Origin of the sequence: Candidatus Avedoeria danica (genome assembly GCA_016703025.1) — a bacterium.
Classification (GTDB): domain Bacteria; phylum Chloroflexota; class Anaerolineae; order Epilineales; family Epilineaceae; genus Avedoeria; species Avedoeria danica.
In genome coordinates this window covers 108920-123583 of record JADJCV010000002.1, presented here as the reverse complement: position 1 = coordinate 123583, position 14664 = coordinate 108920, and the positions used below count along the sequence as shown (strand labels likewise).

At 71.0% G+C, this 14664-nt stretch carries 7 protein-coding genes and 1 tRNA gene; 6 read left to right on the top strand and 2 right to left on the bottom strand.

What is annotated here, in order from left to right; genetic code table 11:
- The first annotated feature begins 53 nt into the window (after nt 1–53).
- Nucleotides 54–2366 carry a hypothetical protein gene (locus IPG72_01630; protein ID MBK6767738.1) on the top strand — a complete coding sequence of 771 codons (2313 nt, stop codon included), beginning with the start codon at nt 54–56 and terminating at the stop codon, nt 2364–2366.
- A 31-nt stretch (nt 2367–2397) separates the two neighbouring features.
- Here the strand turns inward: IPG72_01630 and IPG72_01625 are convergent, their stop codons facing one another.
- Together IPG72_01625 and IPG72_01620 are read right to left on the bottom strand one after the other, a co-directional pair.
- Nucleotides 2398–3807 carry a pentapeptide repeat-containing protein gene (locus tag IPG72_01625; protein ID MBK6767737.1) on the bottom strand — a complete coding sequence of 470 codons (1410 nt, stop codon included), beginning with the start codon at nt 3805–3807 and terminating at the stop codon, nt 2398–2400.
- A 233-nt stretch (nt 3808–4040) separates the two neighbouring features.
- Nucleotides 4041–6428: a hypothetical protein gene (locus IPG72_01620; GenBank protein ID MBK6767736.1), complete on the bottom strand. Its 2388-nt coding sequence runs from the start codon at nt 6426–6428 to the stop codon at nt 4041–4043.
- A gap of 197 nt (nt 6429–6625) precedes the next feature.
- On the opposite strand from IPG72_01620, the gene IPG72_01615 reads away from it, so the two are divergent.
- The 5 genes from IPG72_01615 to IPG72_01595 all read left to right on the top strand — a co-directional run bounded on the left by IPG72_01615 (nt 6626) and on the right by IPG72_01595 (nt 14270).
- Nucleotides 6626–7732, top strand: a complete 1107-nt coding sequence (locus IPG72_01615; GenBank protein ID MBK6767735.1) for a sigma-70 family RNA polymerase sigma factor — start codon at nt 6626–6628, stop codon at nt 7730–7732.
- 199 nt (nt 7733–7931) lie between these two features.
- Nucleotides 7932–8005: transfer RNA gene (locus IPG72_01610), tRNA-Gln, on the top strand.
- A gap of 272 nt (nt 8006–8277) precedes the next feature.
- Nucleotides 8278–10422, top strand: coding sequence for a hypothetical protein (locus IPG72_01605; GenBank protein MBK6767734.1), 2145 nt, complete (start codon nt 8278–8280; stop codon nt 10420–10422).
- A gap of 106 nt (nt 10423–10528) precedes the next feature.
- Nucleotides 10529–13405, top strand: a complete 2877-nt coding sequence (locus IPG72_01600) for a DEAD/DEAH box helicase family protein (protein ID MBK6767733.1) — start codon at nt 10529–10531, stop codon at nt 13403–13405.
- Between the two features lie 442 nt (nt 13406–13847).
- Complete coding sequence (locus IPG72_01595) at nt 13848–14270, top strand: hypothetical protein (GenBank protein ID MBK6767732.1); 423 nt, start codon at nt 13848–13850, stop codon at nt 14268–14270.
- Nucleotides 14271–14664 lie beyond the last annotated feature (394 nt).

The following is a 14664-nucleotide window of genomic DNA, read 5'->3' as shown; positions in this document are numbered from 1 at the left end:
CTACGATTCCGGCCGTGTCGTAGCAACCGGATTGCCCCCATGCGAGGCCCGCGATGCCGCACCGATCCGCCCGCCCGACCACCCCCACCTGGATCGCCGCGACGATCGCGCTCGCCGCGCTGGCCGTCGGCGCCGGCGCGTCGCCGGCCCGCCGGGCGAGCGCGCAGACGCCCGGCGCGCCCAAGCTCGAGATCGCCCTCTTCGCCCCGTACATCGTCGTCCGCACCGAGACGCCGGGCCGGCCGGCGGTGCGGCTCGTCGGTGCGGACGGCGCGGTCAAGATCGTGGTCGACGCGGCGGGCGACCGGCCGGCGGACGGCCGCTGGGTCATGCCGCTGCGCACGGCGGCCATGGAGCCGGCCGAGTACATCACGGCCGATCCCGGCGACACCGTCGTGGTCGAGGTCGACGGCCGGACGACGTCCGTCGTCGTGCCGCGTATCACCGCCGACGTCGACGTGGACGGCGATGTCGTCAGCGGCACCGTGCCGCCGACGCTCGGCGTGTACGTCGTCGTCACGCGCGACGAAACGCTGTACGGGCCGATGCAGCCGGCACCGTCCGTCGTCGCGCCCGCCCTGGACGGGAAGTACCGCGCCGAGCTGGCCGGGACGATGGACCTCGCACCCGGCACGTGGGGCTATGCGGCCTTCACCGATGCGGAGCAGAACCTCTTCGCCCTGGCCTTCGCGCCGCCCTTCGTCAACGTCTCGCCGGCCCGCTTCACCGCGGTCGTGCGCGCGAACGCCGACGCGCGGCCGGAGGTGGCCGTTGTGGACGAACTCGGCACGGAGATCGCGCGCAGCGGCGCACCGATCCCGGTGGCGGCCGGACTGTTCGTCGTCATCCTCCTGCGCGGCGGCCGGCCGGAGAACGGCACGTTCCAACCCCTGCCCGGCGACCGCGTCGCGCTGATCGTCGGTGGGCGGACGGTCGTCGAGGAGACGCTGCCGGACGTCACCGCCGTGATCGATCCCGACGCCCGCCGCGTGGCCGGCCGCGCCCCGGCCGGGGCGCGCGTCGTCGTCACCGCCCGATCGAGCGAGGCCGCAACGGACACCGCCGGCCGGACCGTCGCGGGCGGCGACGGGCGGTACGACATCGCCTTTCCGTCGCTCCCGTTCGCCCCCGACGCCGTCGCGTTCACGCTCGCCTGGATGGGCGGCGGCACGGCATACGAGGTGCCGGGCCGCGTGCCGCAGGCCGAGGTCGATCTGTGGGGCAACGCGCTGCGCGGCTACGTCGCCGGCCGCGGCGAGGTCACGGTCACCCACACCCCGGCCGACGGCCGCCCACCGGCCACCCGCATTATCCCCCTCGAGATCGACGGCCGCTTCGAGGCCGAGGTGTACGATCGATCGGGCCAGCCGACGATGTTCGCGCCCGGCGACGCCGTCACGCTCACACCCTCGGACGGCGAGCCCTTCGTGCTGACGGTCCCGCGCGTCACCGCCGTCGTCGCCGAGGGCGGTGCGCTCCTCCAAGGCGATGCGCCGCCCGGGGCCGCGCTCCGCGCCACGATCTTCAGCGACGAACCGGACTACTTCGCCGTCCGCCAGGTCGCCTCGCCGTCCATCACGCTCGAGGCTCGGGCAGCGGCGGACGGCCGCTATGCCCTGCGTTGCGCCGGCACCGGCTGCCCGGCGCGCTACGGCCGGCTCGTCGCCGACACCGGGCGGGTGCGCGCCGTCCTGCGCTGGGTCGATCGGCCCTTGTCGGGCATCGGCGTGACGCAGTCCAACGCCTTCGGGCGGGCGACGGGCGGGACGGCGGTCGATATCACGTTCGCTTCGGGCGCGCACAGCAGCGCCCACCGATCCGCCGTGGCGCAGCCGTCGCAGCTCGACCGGCTGCCCTACTGGGAGATCGACTGGGCCGATCTCTACCCCGACGGCATCCCGCTGGGCACGCAGCTGCGGCTCGGCGTCGGCGGCGAGACCACCGACGTCACGGTAGCACCCGTGACGTGGCAGGCCGACGTGCTGGCGGACCGCGTGACGGGCAGCGCCCCGCCCATCCACGCCGTCGTCGTCCTCGTGCAGCCGGCCGACCCGGACCGCGGCGCCACTTCGGCCACCGTGCTGTCCGGAATCGACGGACGCTTCGCCGTCGACCTGCCGGGCTTCAACCTGCGCGCCGGCGACCGCCTCTACCTGTACGTGATCCGGCCGGGCGCCGAGTACTTCCTGCAGTACGTCGATCCGGGCGTGCAAGGCCCCGAGGAGCCGATGCCGCTGGCCTCGGCCACCCCAGGGCCAACGCTGACGCGCCAGGCACCGCCGATGCCCACGATGGGGATGCCGACCGCGACGGCGGCGTCTTCCACGAACGGCCGTACGCTGTACCTACCGGTGGCCTGGCGATAACCGAATCACGGACGCGAGGCTGCGTGCAGGCTCAACCCCGCCGAACCCGCGACGCGCTCACATAACCCAGCGCACCGAACAGGATCACCCCGATCGCTCCCTCGATCGTCGCCACCCACTGCGCGCCGGGCGCGGACGCGACGAGCGGATAGGCATCGATCGGGGTGAGCGACGCCGCCGAGAGGCGAAGGCTGGCGAGCCAGCCGGTGCCGGCGACGCCGTGATCGAGGTCGAGGATCCGGCCGGCCGACTGATAGTAGACCGCGAAGAGCACCCAGACCCCCGTCAACGTGAGCATGAGCCGGCCGTAGCTCGTGCCGTACGCCGTGGTCAGGCCGCTCAGCTGGCCGGCGGCCCACAGACAGGTGTGCTTGACGTGCTTCACGGCGCCGCACGCCGCGCGCCGCAGCCGCGCCGGCGCGGAGGTCGCGGCGGCGGGCGAGGCATGCGCGGTCGATGCGCAGTCGATCGTCCAGTCCTTGATCCAGTAGCGGCGCGCGCGGTCGGGGCGGTGGCTGGCCGTGGCCATGCGGCAAGCGCGGACGTGCGCCCAACGGGCGTCTCCGAACCGCCCTTCGGCCTCGAACGTCCGCCGCAGCGACTGGAACGCATCGCGGGCCGCGACGAGGTCGCGCAGCTCCTCGCCGATCCCGTCGCCGAGGTGCGAGCGCTGCAGCGCGACGCCGTCGAATCGCGCCCGCCCGACGAAGGCGTAGCCGAAGTCGGTGGCCTCATCGACGTGCGCATACGCGAAGTTGCTGCCTGCGAGGAGCGCGCCGCCGAACCGGGCGCCGCGCAGATCCGCGTGCGCCAGGCTGGCGCCTTCGAGGCGGCTCCAGCGGAGGTCGGCGCCGCGCAGGCCGGCGCGGCAGAGCACGGCCGCGTGAAGCAGCGCCTCGCGCAGGTCGATGGCCGTGGCCACCGCCGAGCTGAGGTTGGCGGTGAGGAGCGACGCCCCGCGGCAGTCGGCGAACGAGAGGTCCGCCCTGGACAGGTCCGCACCGGTCAGCTGGGCGTGGCGGAGGCTGGCGCACGCCAAGTCGGCACCCGCCAAGTCGGCGCCGATCAGAACCGCGCCGTCCAGGCGCGCCTCGCGCAGTCGAACACCCCGCAGGTTGGCGCCGCACAACGACGCCCCGCTGAGGTCGGCCCCGGCGAGGGAAAGCGGAGCCAGTCCGCCCGTTCGGCGCAGCAACAACACTCCGCGCGTCGAGAGATCGATCCCCCGCAGGTCGGCGCACGCCAAATCGAGCGGCTCACCCGAGTCGCAGGCGGCCACGACGGCGCCGGCACGCTCCTCCGGCGGCAGCTCGGCCAGCCGAACCGCCAACGCCGAACGGCCGCGTTCGGGCCACGACGCCGCATGCCGCTGCCGCCGACCGGGCAGCACGGTTACCGGGGTCGGGCTCGATGCAGGGAGCACCAGCGTCGGATACGTCATCTCGTGGCTCCGTTCAGCGGATTCCTGGGCGGCGGCGCGTGCTGGGGGTCGAAGGTACCACGCCTGCCGACGAGGCAACAAAGGCGTTCATCCGTCGCCTGCGAGCGTCTTAAGGCCGACCACAACCGGTAGCGTCCGACTGCGCGGCGGCAACGGCACCCCTCGTTGTGGACAAACATGTGGACAAATCGCGGACAACGCCGGGACAAGCGCGCGGCGCTGCTGCCGCGACGTCACCAGCCGGTCGGACGCCCGTCGATGCCCGGGGAAAGCGCGCCCCACGCGCCCGGTCGCTGTCCGGCCGCGCCCGTCCGCAGCGGCTCCCACGGGCCGAGTCGCCCCGGGAACGGATGGATCCGATGCACGCCCGCCATCGCCGCCACCGTCACGACGCCCTGACCGCGCGGCAGCCATCCGACCCGCCGACGCTCCGCCTTGCGCACGTCGGCCGCCAGCATGTCGAACGCCGCCCCCGCCGTGCGCATCGCCAAGAGGTAGCCCTCGGCCACGTCTGCCGGTGCGGCCCGTCGTTCGCGTTCCCGGTCGGCGTCACGCAGTTGGGCGATGGCGGCCAGCGTGCGGCGCACCGCGGTCGGCGCGCAGTCCCGGCGATGGGCGTCCACGAAGCGGTCGGCCCGATCGACCGCACCGTGCGCCGCGATGCGTGCCAGGGCGACCGCCCGATCCATCAGGTCCGGCGCCCCGATGTCGGCCGGGACGTCCGCCGCGGCTGCGCCGAGCGCTCGCGCGGCCGTCGCCCAGCGCTCGACGGCCGCAGCCCAGTCCGGCGGCGTGGCGTCGGCCGCCGCATCGCCCTGTTGTGCCGCTTCGGCCGCTCCAGCCAACACCGTGCGCACCGCGGCCGGAGCGGTCGAGAGTCGTTCCTGCGCCGCGGTGAGGTCGGCACGCAACGCGGCCCGGTGCTCGACGACGACCGCCTTGGCCGCCTCGAGGTGGCGCGCCCGGGCGTCGATGGCAGCCAACAGCTGGCGTGCCCGCGCCAACTCCTGTGCCGCGGCGGCAAGGCCGGCGGCGAGACCGGCAGCCGCGTCGGCGCCGAGGTCGGCGAACGGGGCGGACAAGGCCACATCGAGGCCGGCGGCAGCTGCATCGAGGCTTGCCTCGGCCTCAGCACCGTCGCCGACGATGTCGGCCCACGACGCGGGCGCGTGGGCGTGCAGCGCCGTGAAGCGCCGCCTGACGTCGGCCACGGCCGCTTCGGTTCGGCGCAGCCGGCGGGCCACACGGAGGATGCGGGCGGCAAGGTCGATCGCATCGTCGGCCCGGCAGCCGGCATCGAGCGCCGCGCCGGCCGCGGCGCGATCGCGGGCGCCGGCCAACCACACCGCCGGGACGGCGAAAGCGGTCTCGCCGGGCGGAAGGCGCCGGGCGTCCATGGCCGACGCCAGCCGGAGGGCGTCATAGCTCGTACAGGCGGCGGCGATCGCCTGTTCGGCCTCCTCGAGCAGCGCATCGGCGCCCTCGTGGAGGCGGGCAGCACGCTGGGCCTCGCGCTCGAGCTGCCGCGTGTACACGCCGAGGGCCCGCGCCTCGACCAGCAGGTCCTCGATCCGCTGCTGGCCCTCCTCGCCGCGGTCAGGGAGCTCCCCGGCCGCCCGCAGGTGACCGACAACTTCGGCGTCCCGGGCCAAAGCCTCCGCACGATGGACCATCGACTGGTGGCGCCGCAGGAGCATGACCCGCATCCGGTCGCCGAGTGGTTCGAGGGCATGGCTGACACGGTCGAGGGTCGGGCTGTCCGTCACGAGGCGCTGCGCGACGAGCGCGAGCTGGGCATCGAGCTCGCGAACAGCCGGGGGCTCGGGTGCGGCCCCGGCCTCGTCGGCGGTGCGGCGGCGGCGGTTGAGCCAATGGAGCACGCCGAGCGCGGACGAACCCAGCAGGACCCAGACGAGCGTCGCCGCGATCGACGGCTCGTCGGCCGTGTCGGGCAGCAGCGCCGGTGTCGGAGCCGGCACGGGCGTCGGGCGGGCGTTGAGGCCGGCGGGCGCGCGCTCGAGCTGCGCCGCGACGGCTGATAGGCCCGCGGCTGCGGCGGCGGTCACGTCACCGGTCGCCATCCCGCCGGCCATCGCCGCGCTGACGGACGGCGGGTCGAGGTAGCGCGCCAGAGGATTGTCGACAGCGTAGGTGAACGTCGTGTAGCTCGAATCGCGGCAGATCAGCCAAGCGACGGTGTCGTTGTACATCTCGCCCGCCCGCTGGGCGGCGCCGTGCTCGACGAGGCCGGCATCGAGCGCGCTCTCGGGGTCGTCGCCGCAACCATCCTGGATCAACAACAGGCCGTCCAGGCCGCGCGGCGTGCCGATCCGCGCCTGGAACAGCGCGTCGAGCGCCGCGCCGTCGACCGCCTCGCGGCTGCGATTGACGACGATCCCATGCACGGGCGGCGGCGACGCGGTGGGCGGGGGCAGGACCGACGGCGCACCGATCGGCGTTGCCGCGTTGGCTTCGGTGGGCGAGCGGAGGGTGAGGCCGACGACGATCCCGGCCACGAAGATCAGCTGGCCGATCGGGCGCGGCGACGGCACGGGGATTGCTGTGTGGCGCAGCTTCATGCGCAACCGGGGGACGAGGCGGTTCGTGAATGGGTTCGGCATTGGCCGGCAATGGTAGATCGAACCGGTTCTGTGCGGCAGCTGTAACGAGTACGGGGTGTGGTGAGACAGGGGTGTGGGAGAGAGAGCGTTTGCACTCGGGGTGGTCCGCTTGGTCTTGGTAGCAACCGGCAGCGTTTGGCAGGAGTGAATCGACAATGTGGCAGGAACACGACACTGGTCCCGCGGACGAGGCGATCATGGATGCCTTGGTCCGGCGCGCCGACGACGTCGGCGTGCTGACGACGGCGGACGTGATCGCCGTTTGGCCTGAAGCCGCCGACGACATCGGGGTGGCGGTCGATCTGTTGGAGGATTTGGGCATCGAGGTCGATCTGGCCGAAGGGCCGGAAGAGGCCGACCTGGCACCGGTGCATCGCGTCGACTTCGAGGGCATCGAGTCCGATGACGCCGTGAGCCTCTACTTCCGCGAGGTCGGCACGATCGATCTCTTGACTGCGGAGCAGGAGATCGAGCTGGCGAAGCGGATCGAGGCCGGTCGCGAGGCGCAGGCCGAGATCGACGGTGCCCCGCGACCGTCGGCCAAGGTCGCCGCTGAGCGCGCGCGGGCGGTGCAAGACGGCGAGATGGCGAAGCGCGAGCTGACGCAGGCGAACAGCCGGCTGGTCATCAGCATGGCCAAGCGCTATCTCGGACAGGGCGTGCCGTTCCTCGACCTGATCCAAGAGGGCAACCTCGGCCTGATGCGCGCGGTCGAGAAGTTCGACTGGCGCCGCGGCAACAAGTTCAGCACGTACGCGACATGGTGGATCCGGCAGTCGCTGACGCGCGGCCTGGCCGACCAAGGTCGGACGATCCGCGTGCCGGTGCACATGAACGATCGGATCCGCAAGGTCTACGCCGTCGCGCACGCCCTCGAGACCGAGCTTGGTCGGCGCCCGTCTGCGGCCGAGATCGCCGGCGAGCTCCAGATCGAGGTCGAGAAGGTCGAGGTCGCACTGCAGGCGAGCCGACGCAGCATCAGCCTCGAGAAGCCGGTGGGCCACGAGGGGGAGAGCGAGCTCGGCCAGTTCATCGAAGACGAGCAAGGCATCGACCCGCTCGAGACGGCGTCGCTGGATCTGCTCCGTGGCGACGTCGAGTCCGTGCTGCTTGGGCTCACCGCGCGGGAACAGCGGGTGCTCGAGTTGCGTTACGGCCTGCGCGGCCATCGTGCGTACACGCTGAAAGAGGTCGGCAAGATCTTCGGCCTGACGCGCGAGCGCGTGCGGCAGATCGAAAAGGAGGCGCTGCGCAAGCTGCGCCACCCGAGCCGGGCACAGATGCTCAAGTCGTATCTGAACTAGCACCAACTGCCGCCGCATGGCGGCCGGGATCGAGCAAAGGGGGAACGCGGTGCGTTCCCCCTTTGCTCTGCACTCCATCGGCTTTGCTGTGCACTCCATCGGCACGGTGGCTTCGGCACTGTAGTAGCATGAGTAGCATCAGCGGCGTAGCATCGGCACTGTAGTAGCCTCGGCACTGTATTAGAATGGGGGCAACCGTTGGGGGGTCGTCTAACGGTAGGACAGCGGACTTTGAATCCGTCAGTCCGGGTTCGAATCCCGGCCCCCCAGCCATCATTTTACAGACCAACAGGGCCGGTGGACGCTCGGCGCCCGGACTGCGTCTGAGAAAGTGATGCCAGCCCTGATGCCGACCCACGCTAGGAGACGCGCACGGTACTCGTCGATTGGCTCCACGTCGGAATCGCCGCTCGTCGGAATCGCCGTTTTTTCTGGTGCGTCATCGGAGCCGCCCTCGCCGTATTGGCGCTCGCGCCGCTCTACCTGGTCACAGCCGCTGCCCTGCGCTTTCTAACCTCTCGTCGACCCCGTGCCGGAGCATGCCCATGACCTCCCTCCCGACACGCGTCCTCGGCGTCCTCGCCGCCCTCGGCGCCGGCGCGCTCGCGTCAAGCCCCGTCCCGTTCGCCCCGCGCTCCGTCGCACTTGCCGACACCGACGCGGTCGCACCACATCGGATCCACCTGCCGATCACATGCGCCGCGGACTGCACACTTGCGTCCGTCCCGGCTGGCGCGGCGCCGAACACAACGGCGTCCCCGACCGTCGCTCCGTTGCCTGACCCGACCGCCGCGCCGACAGCGACGCTGGCGCCCGGCATGCTCCCGCGCTGGCGGCACCTCCGGCCGGCGAACGACGTCCAGCAGATCGTCGCGGATCCGCGGACGGGCGACGTCTGGTCTGTGGGCTACGACGGGATCGCCCACCGTCCGGCAGACGGATCGGCGACCATAAGCTACACGGGTGCGGACGGCCTGCCGCACGACTATCCCGGCACTGCGCTGACGATCAGCCTCGACGGGACGGTCTACACGGCCGGGGAGGGGCCGACGTTCGAGGGCGTCGTGGCGTGGCGCGGAGCGGAAGGGCGCTGGATCTCTGTGGAAGCGCCGCTGATCGCCCAGCACGTCGCAGTGGACCGCGCCGGGGCGATCTGGATCGGAGCCGACAGCGGCGCGGCGGTCCGATCCCCCGATGGCGCATGGGCGTTCCCGCCGCCCGGCGCCCCGGACGCGGCCACGAACATGGTGTCGGACATCCTCGCCCTGCCGAACGGCGACGTCTGGCTGGCCTTGGGGCAGCAGGGTGCCGCCGTCCACCGCGCCGACGGTGGGTGGACTATGTTCGGATCGGCTGACGGGCTGCGCGTCGACCTCGGCGCCGTGAAGGACATCGCCCTGGCCCCGGACGGGCGGGTGTGGGCGGTCATCTACGGCATCGCGTTTCCCGAGCCCGACTTCACGGAAACCGTCGTCGTCGACGTCTTCGGTGCTGACAGGCGGTGGGTGCCGGCTCCGTTGGACGGGTTCGAGATCATCGATCCGGCGAACATCCCGAGCGCCGTCGCCTGGGACGCGCAGGGCCGGCCGTGGTTCGCGGGCGACAGCGGGATCTACGTCCCGGACAACAGCCGTCCCGGGCGCTGGAAGGCGGATGCGCCGCCGACGGTCGAGCTGGGCGGCATCACCTTCCAGGTGAACACCACCGACCTGACGATCGATGCGGACGGGGCGGCGTGGGTGGCCACGGGCGCGGGGATGATGCGACGCACGAAGGACGGGGCGTGGCGCCGGGACTGGCTGCCCGGGCCGGGCGACGCGCGCGCCGTCGCGGTGCGGGGAGACGAGGTCCTCATGGACGGCGACCTCCGGCGGCCGGACGGGAGCTGGGCGTGGCTCGGCGAGGGCTACCCCGCCACGGCCGCCGCGCCGTGGGATGTGGCGTATGCTGCGGACGGCATCTGGTTCGCCACGGAAACGGGTGCTGTCCACCGCGCCTTGGATGGAGCGTGGACGCATGTCCAGGATCCGGTGGCGCTCGGCGGTCGGCGTGTCGACATCGTGCAGCCGGCTGCGGACGGGTCGATCTGGTTCGCGGCGCTCGGCGGCGCGACGATCTCGGGCGTGACGCGCCATCGTCCAGACGGCGTCTGGGAGGGACAGGATGCCGCGCTGGGCCTGCGGGCAAGGAGCGTGCACGGGCTGGCGACAGGGGTGGATGGGTCCGTCTGGGTCGGGCTCGCGGCTGGCCAGCAGAGCCTGGTGATGTCCCGAGGCGCGGACGGTACATGGGCGGAAATCGCCCTGCCGAGCCAGGTGGCCGCCCATGAGATCACCGCCATGGCGGCCGACGACGCAGGAGGGCTGTGGCTGTACCTGAGCGGCCTCGGCTTGATCCGGCGTGCCCCGGACGGGACGTGGGACCTGTTCGAGGGCCAGCCGGGCTACGACGTGACGCCCAACGGAGGTCGACCCGGGACCCGGCCGGCCTTGGCGATCGCACCGGACGGGAGTGCCTGGCTGGGCGGCCGGTTCGGGGAGCTTCTCATCCGGCGGCCGGAGGGGACGTGGCACACCGTGCCGCAGGTCGACTTGTCGCAGGTCCGGGACATCGCGTTCACGCCGGACGGGAAGGCTTGGATGACGGTGTTGGATGGGGGGAGCCCACGAGTGTTGGAGGGGGGGTGGTAGGGGCTGGGTGCCAAGGCTGTAGCGGAATCAGGTCGAGAGCGAACTGACACACTACCCCGAGACCACTGATCGCGACCTGTTACCAGTTGTGCGACAATGCACCTCTATGCCACCCCCTGCAACTCCCGAGCAACGCGCCCGCGAGACGATTGACGTGTCTCTGGCGCGTTCCGGCTGGGCTGTGCAGGACCGCGCGTCCATGAACCTGTACGCCAGTGCCGGCGTCGCCGTCCGGGAGTTCCCGTTGGCGCCGGGCCACGGCTACGCGGATTACCTGCTGTTCGTCGACGGCAAGGCGGTCGGCGTTCTCGAAGCCAAGCCGGAGGGCCACACACTCACCGGCGTCGAGCCGCAGAGCCAACGGTACGCCGGGGGCCTGCCGGCCAGCCTGACGGCGCCGGTGCGCCCGCTGCCGTTCCTGTACCAGAGCAGCGGCAGCGTCACCCGCTTCACCAACCTGCTCGATCCAGACCCCCGCAGCCGGGAGGTGTTCGCCGTCCACCAGCCGACGACGTTGGCCGAGTGGCTCGCGGCGGATCCGCTGTCGGACTGGACGCGCGGCTGGTCCGACACGAAGCGCATCGCCGAGGCTTTCCCGCGCCTGGAAGGCGCCTGGGCCGAGCGGCCGGCGACGCTGCGCTCGCGGGTGCGGATGATGCCGCCGGTGAACGAGCGGGGGCTGTGGCCGAACCAGATCGAGGGATTGACCAACCTGGAGGCGTCGCTGGCTCAGAACCGGCCGCGCTCGCTGGTGCAGATGATCACGGGGAGCGGCAAGACGTTCTTCGCGGTGTCGGCAGCGTATCGGCTGATCAAGTTCGGCGGTGCGCGGCGGGTGCTGTTCCTGGTGGACCGATCCAACCTGGGGCTCCAAGCCGACAACGAGTTCGGCGGCTATCGGACGCCGGACGACCAGCGCAAGTTCACGGAGCTGTACAACGTGCAGCACCTGGCGGGCAACACGATCGGCAGCTCCAGCAAGGTGGTCATCACGACCATCCAGCGCCTCTACTCGATGCTGAAGGGCGAAGCCGAGTTCGACCCGGCGCTGGAGGACGAGTCGTTTTTCGAGCGCGGTCTGGTGCCGACCGAGCCGCTGCCGGTGGTGTACAACGCGCAGATCCCGCCCGAGTACTTCGACGTGGTGTTCATCGACGAGTGCCACCGGTCGATCTACTCGCTGTGGCGGCAGGTGCTGGAGTACTTCGACGCCTTTCTCGTCGGGCTGACGGCGACGCCGGCGAAGCACACGTTCGGGTTCTTCAACCGGAACCTGGTGATGGAGTACGACCACGAGCAGGCGGTGGCGGACGGCGTGAACGTGGACTTCGAGGTGTACCGGATTCGCACCCAGATCTCGGAGCAGGGCTCGACGATCGAGGCCGGCACGGGGGCGACGATGGGTCTGCGCGATCGGCGCACGCGGTCTGTGCGCTGGGAGCTGCCGGACGAGGACGTGACGTACGAGGCCAAGGACCTGGACCGGAACGTCGTGTCGCGCGACCAGATCCGGCTGATCGTGCGGACGTTCAAGGACCGGCTGTTCAAGGAGATTTTCCCAGGCCGCACCGAGGTGCCGAAGACGCTCATCTTCGCCAAGGACGACAGCCACGCCGAGGACATCGTGGACGTCGTGCGCGAGGAGTTTGGCCGGGGCAACGACTTCTGTGTGAAGATCACGTACAAGTCGACCGGGACGGCGCCGGGCCAGCTGATCCGGGACTTTCGGAACAGCTACAACCCGCGGGTCGCGGTGACGGTGGACATGATCGCCACCGGCACGGACATCAAGCCGGTCGAGATCGTGATGTTCATGCGGGCCACCAAGAGCCGGGTGCTGTTCGAGCAGATGAAGGGCCGCGGTGTGCGGGTGATGGCCGAGGACGACCTGCGGGCGGTCACGCCGGACGCACGGGCCAAGACGCACTTCATGATCGTCGACTGCGTCGGCGTCACAGAGATGGACATCGCCGACACACAGCCTTTGGAGCGCAAGCGCAACATCGCGTTCAAGGCGTTGCTCGACCACGTGGCGATGGGCGGCGCGGACCCGGACATGCTCTCGTCGCTCGCCAGCCGCCTGGCCCGCCTGGAGCGCGAGTTCGGGCCGGAGGAGGACCGGCGGGTCGCCGAGGTGGCCGACGGTGCGCGGCTCGGTGACATCACAGCCGCCATCGTCGAGGCGCTGGACCCGGACTACCGCCTCGACCGCGCCCGCGGGCGCTACGGCCTCGCCGCCGGCGACGAGCCCACCGATGCCCTGTGGAAAGCCGTCACCTCCGACGTTCTGCGTGAGGCGGTGAGGCCGCTCGCGGCGAACCCGGCGCTGCGGACGCTGCTGGTAGACATCAAGCGGCAGTTCGAGCAGATCATCGACGAGGTGAGCCTCGACGTGCTGCTGGCGGCCGGCCACTCCGCCGAAGCCACCGAGAAGGCGCGGACGCTGGTGGAATCGTGGGAGGCGTTCATCGAGGCCAACAAGGCCGAGATCGACGCCCTCCAGTTCTTCTACTCCCAACCCCACGCCCGCCGCCTGCGCTTCCGCGACGTGAAGGCCCTGGCCGAGGCCATCCACCTTCCGCCGCGCCAGTGGACGCCCGAGCGGCTGTGGCAGGCGTACGAGCTGCTGGACAGGAACAGGGTGCGCGGCGCATCGGCGCAGCGGCTGCTCACCGACCTGGTGTCGCTCGTCCGGTTCGGCATCCACCAGGACGACGAGCTGGTGCCGTTCCACGACCTGGTGCAGCAGCGCTTCGACCACTGGCTGGCGCAGCAGGCGCAGCTTGGCCGCCAGTTCACGGGCGAGCAGGCGCAGTGGCTGGCCATGATGCGCGACCATATTGCGGCCAGCGTGGAGATCGACGTCGAGGACTTTGGGTACACGCCGTTTGTGGAGCAGGGTGGACTGGGGCGGGCCCGGGAGGTGTTTGGCGGGGAGTTGGGAGTAGTGATCCGGGAGTTGAATGAGGTGTTGGCGGCGTGAGCTTCGACTGCCTCGCGACGACGGACCAACGCCAAGGGCATACCCCGCCCATCCGTCGTGGAGAGTTCCTCGGCGATGCGCCCCACAAGTGGACATGACGGTTTCCGCGGTGCCCGTCGACGGGTTTCGGCCGGTCATCGAGGGCTTCCCCTCCGGTATTGACGGCGACATCCGGTGGTCAGCCAGTGACGTGCTTCGCTGTTCCTGTCGAGGAGGACGTATCGTAGGCACGGTGATCTGGTATCGGCATGGACGGAGCCCGTCAACTGCGTCGATGGCAAGGCCCGTTGCGCACTGGAATCAGCGGGTGTGCAGACTGTCGCCAAGAGCTGGGGCGTTCTCTCCCGAGTTCCTCTACCTGCGTCCTTGCGGCTACTTCTTTGACGCCGCAATGCCTGGACGACTCCGTCGATCGCGGCCCACCAACATCTGTCGTCCTGAAGTGGAGGACCTTCCGCTTCTCTTCCTCCGCTTCCCCGAACAACACCGCATCGTCGCCGCTCTAGAATCCCACCTCTCCCGCCTTGACGCCGCCCTAGCCGCCCTCACCCGCGCCCACCGCAACCTCGCCCGCTACCGCGCCTCCGTCCTCCACGCCGCCGTCACCGGCCGCCTCGTGCCCACCGAGGCCGAGCTGGCCCGCGCCGAGCGCCGCGGGTACGAGCCGGCATCGGCGCTGCTGACGCGCATCCTGGCGGAGCGGCGGCGGCGGTGGGAGGAGGCGGAGCTGGCGAAGATGGTGGCGGCGGGGAAGGCGCCGAAGGACGATCGGTGGAAGGGGCGGTACGTGGAGCCGGGAGGGGCGGAGACGGAGGGGCTGGGGGAGCTGCCGGAGGGGGTGGTGCTGGACGACGGTGGACTGTGACCGGCGACCGGTGCGGGCTGGGAAGACAACGGGCCCGCAGACTGAATAGCCGCTTTCCCACCCTTGCGCGTGGCCAATGTGAAGGATGATCGCCTCGATTTCGCCGACGTCGACACGATGGATTTCGACGAGAATCACTTTGCCAAGTACCGGTTGGAGGCTGGCGATATCCTGGTCAGCGAGGGCCAGAGTCCCGAACTTGTAGGTCAGAGCGCGCTGTATCAAGGCGAGTTGCCCCACGTGTGTTTTCAGAAGACATTGCACCGGTTTCGGCCGATATCCCATGAAGGCCATGCGCACCCTACTTCGGTCCTCTTTCGCTCACACGTTCGCGCTCGGGAGGACTTCGGAGTGTCGCCAGCGATTAGCACGAACATCGCCCATTTGACTGGGA

What these genes read in the sequence shown, in the direction of transcription:
- IPG72_01630 (MBK6767738.1), top strand. Translation starts at nt 54, where the DNA reads ATGCCGCACCGATCCGCCCGCCCGACCACCCCCACCTGGATCGCCGCG.
- IPG72_01625 (MBK6767737.1), bottom strand. Translation starts at nt 3,807, where the DNA reads ATGACGTATCCGACGCTGGTGCTCCCTGCATCGAGCCCGACCCCGGTA.
- IPG72_01620 (MBK6767736.1), bottom strand. Translation starts at nt 6,428, where the DNA reads ATGCCGAACCCATTCACGAACCGCCTCGTCCCCCGGTTGCGCATGAAG.
- IPG72_01615 (MBK6767735.1), top strand. Translation starts at nt 6,626, where the DNA reads ATGGATGCCTTGGTCCGGCGCGCCGACGACGTCGGCGTGCTGACGACG.
- IPG72_01605 (MBK6767734.1), top strand. Translation starts at nt 8,278, where the DNA reads ATGACCTCCCTCCCGACACGCGTCCTCGGCGTCCTCGCCGCCCTCGGC.
- IPG72_01600 (MBK6767733.1), top strand. Translation starts at nt 10,529, where the DNA reads ATGCCACCCCCTGCAACTCCCGAGCAACGCGCCCGCGAGACGATTGAC.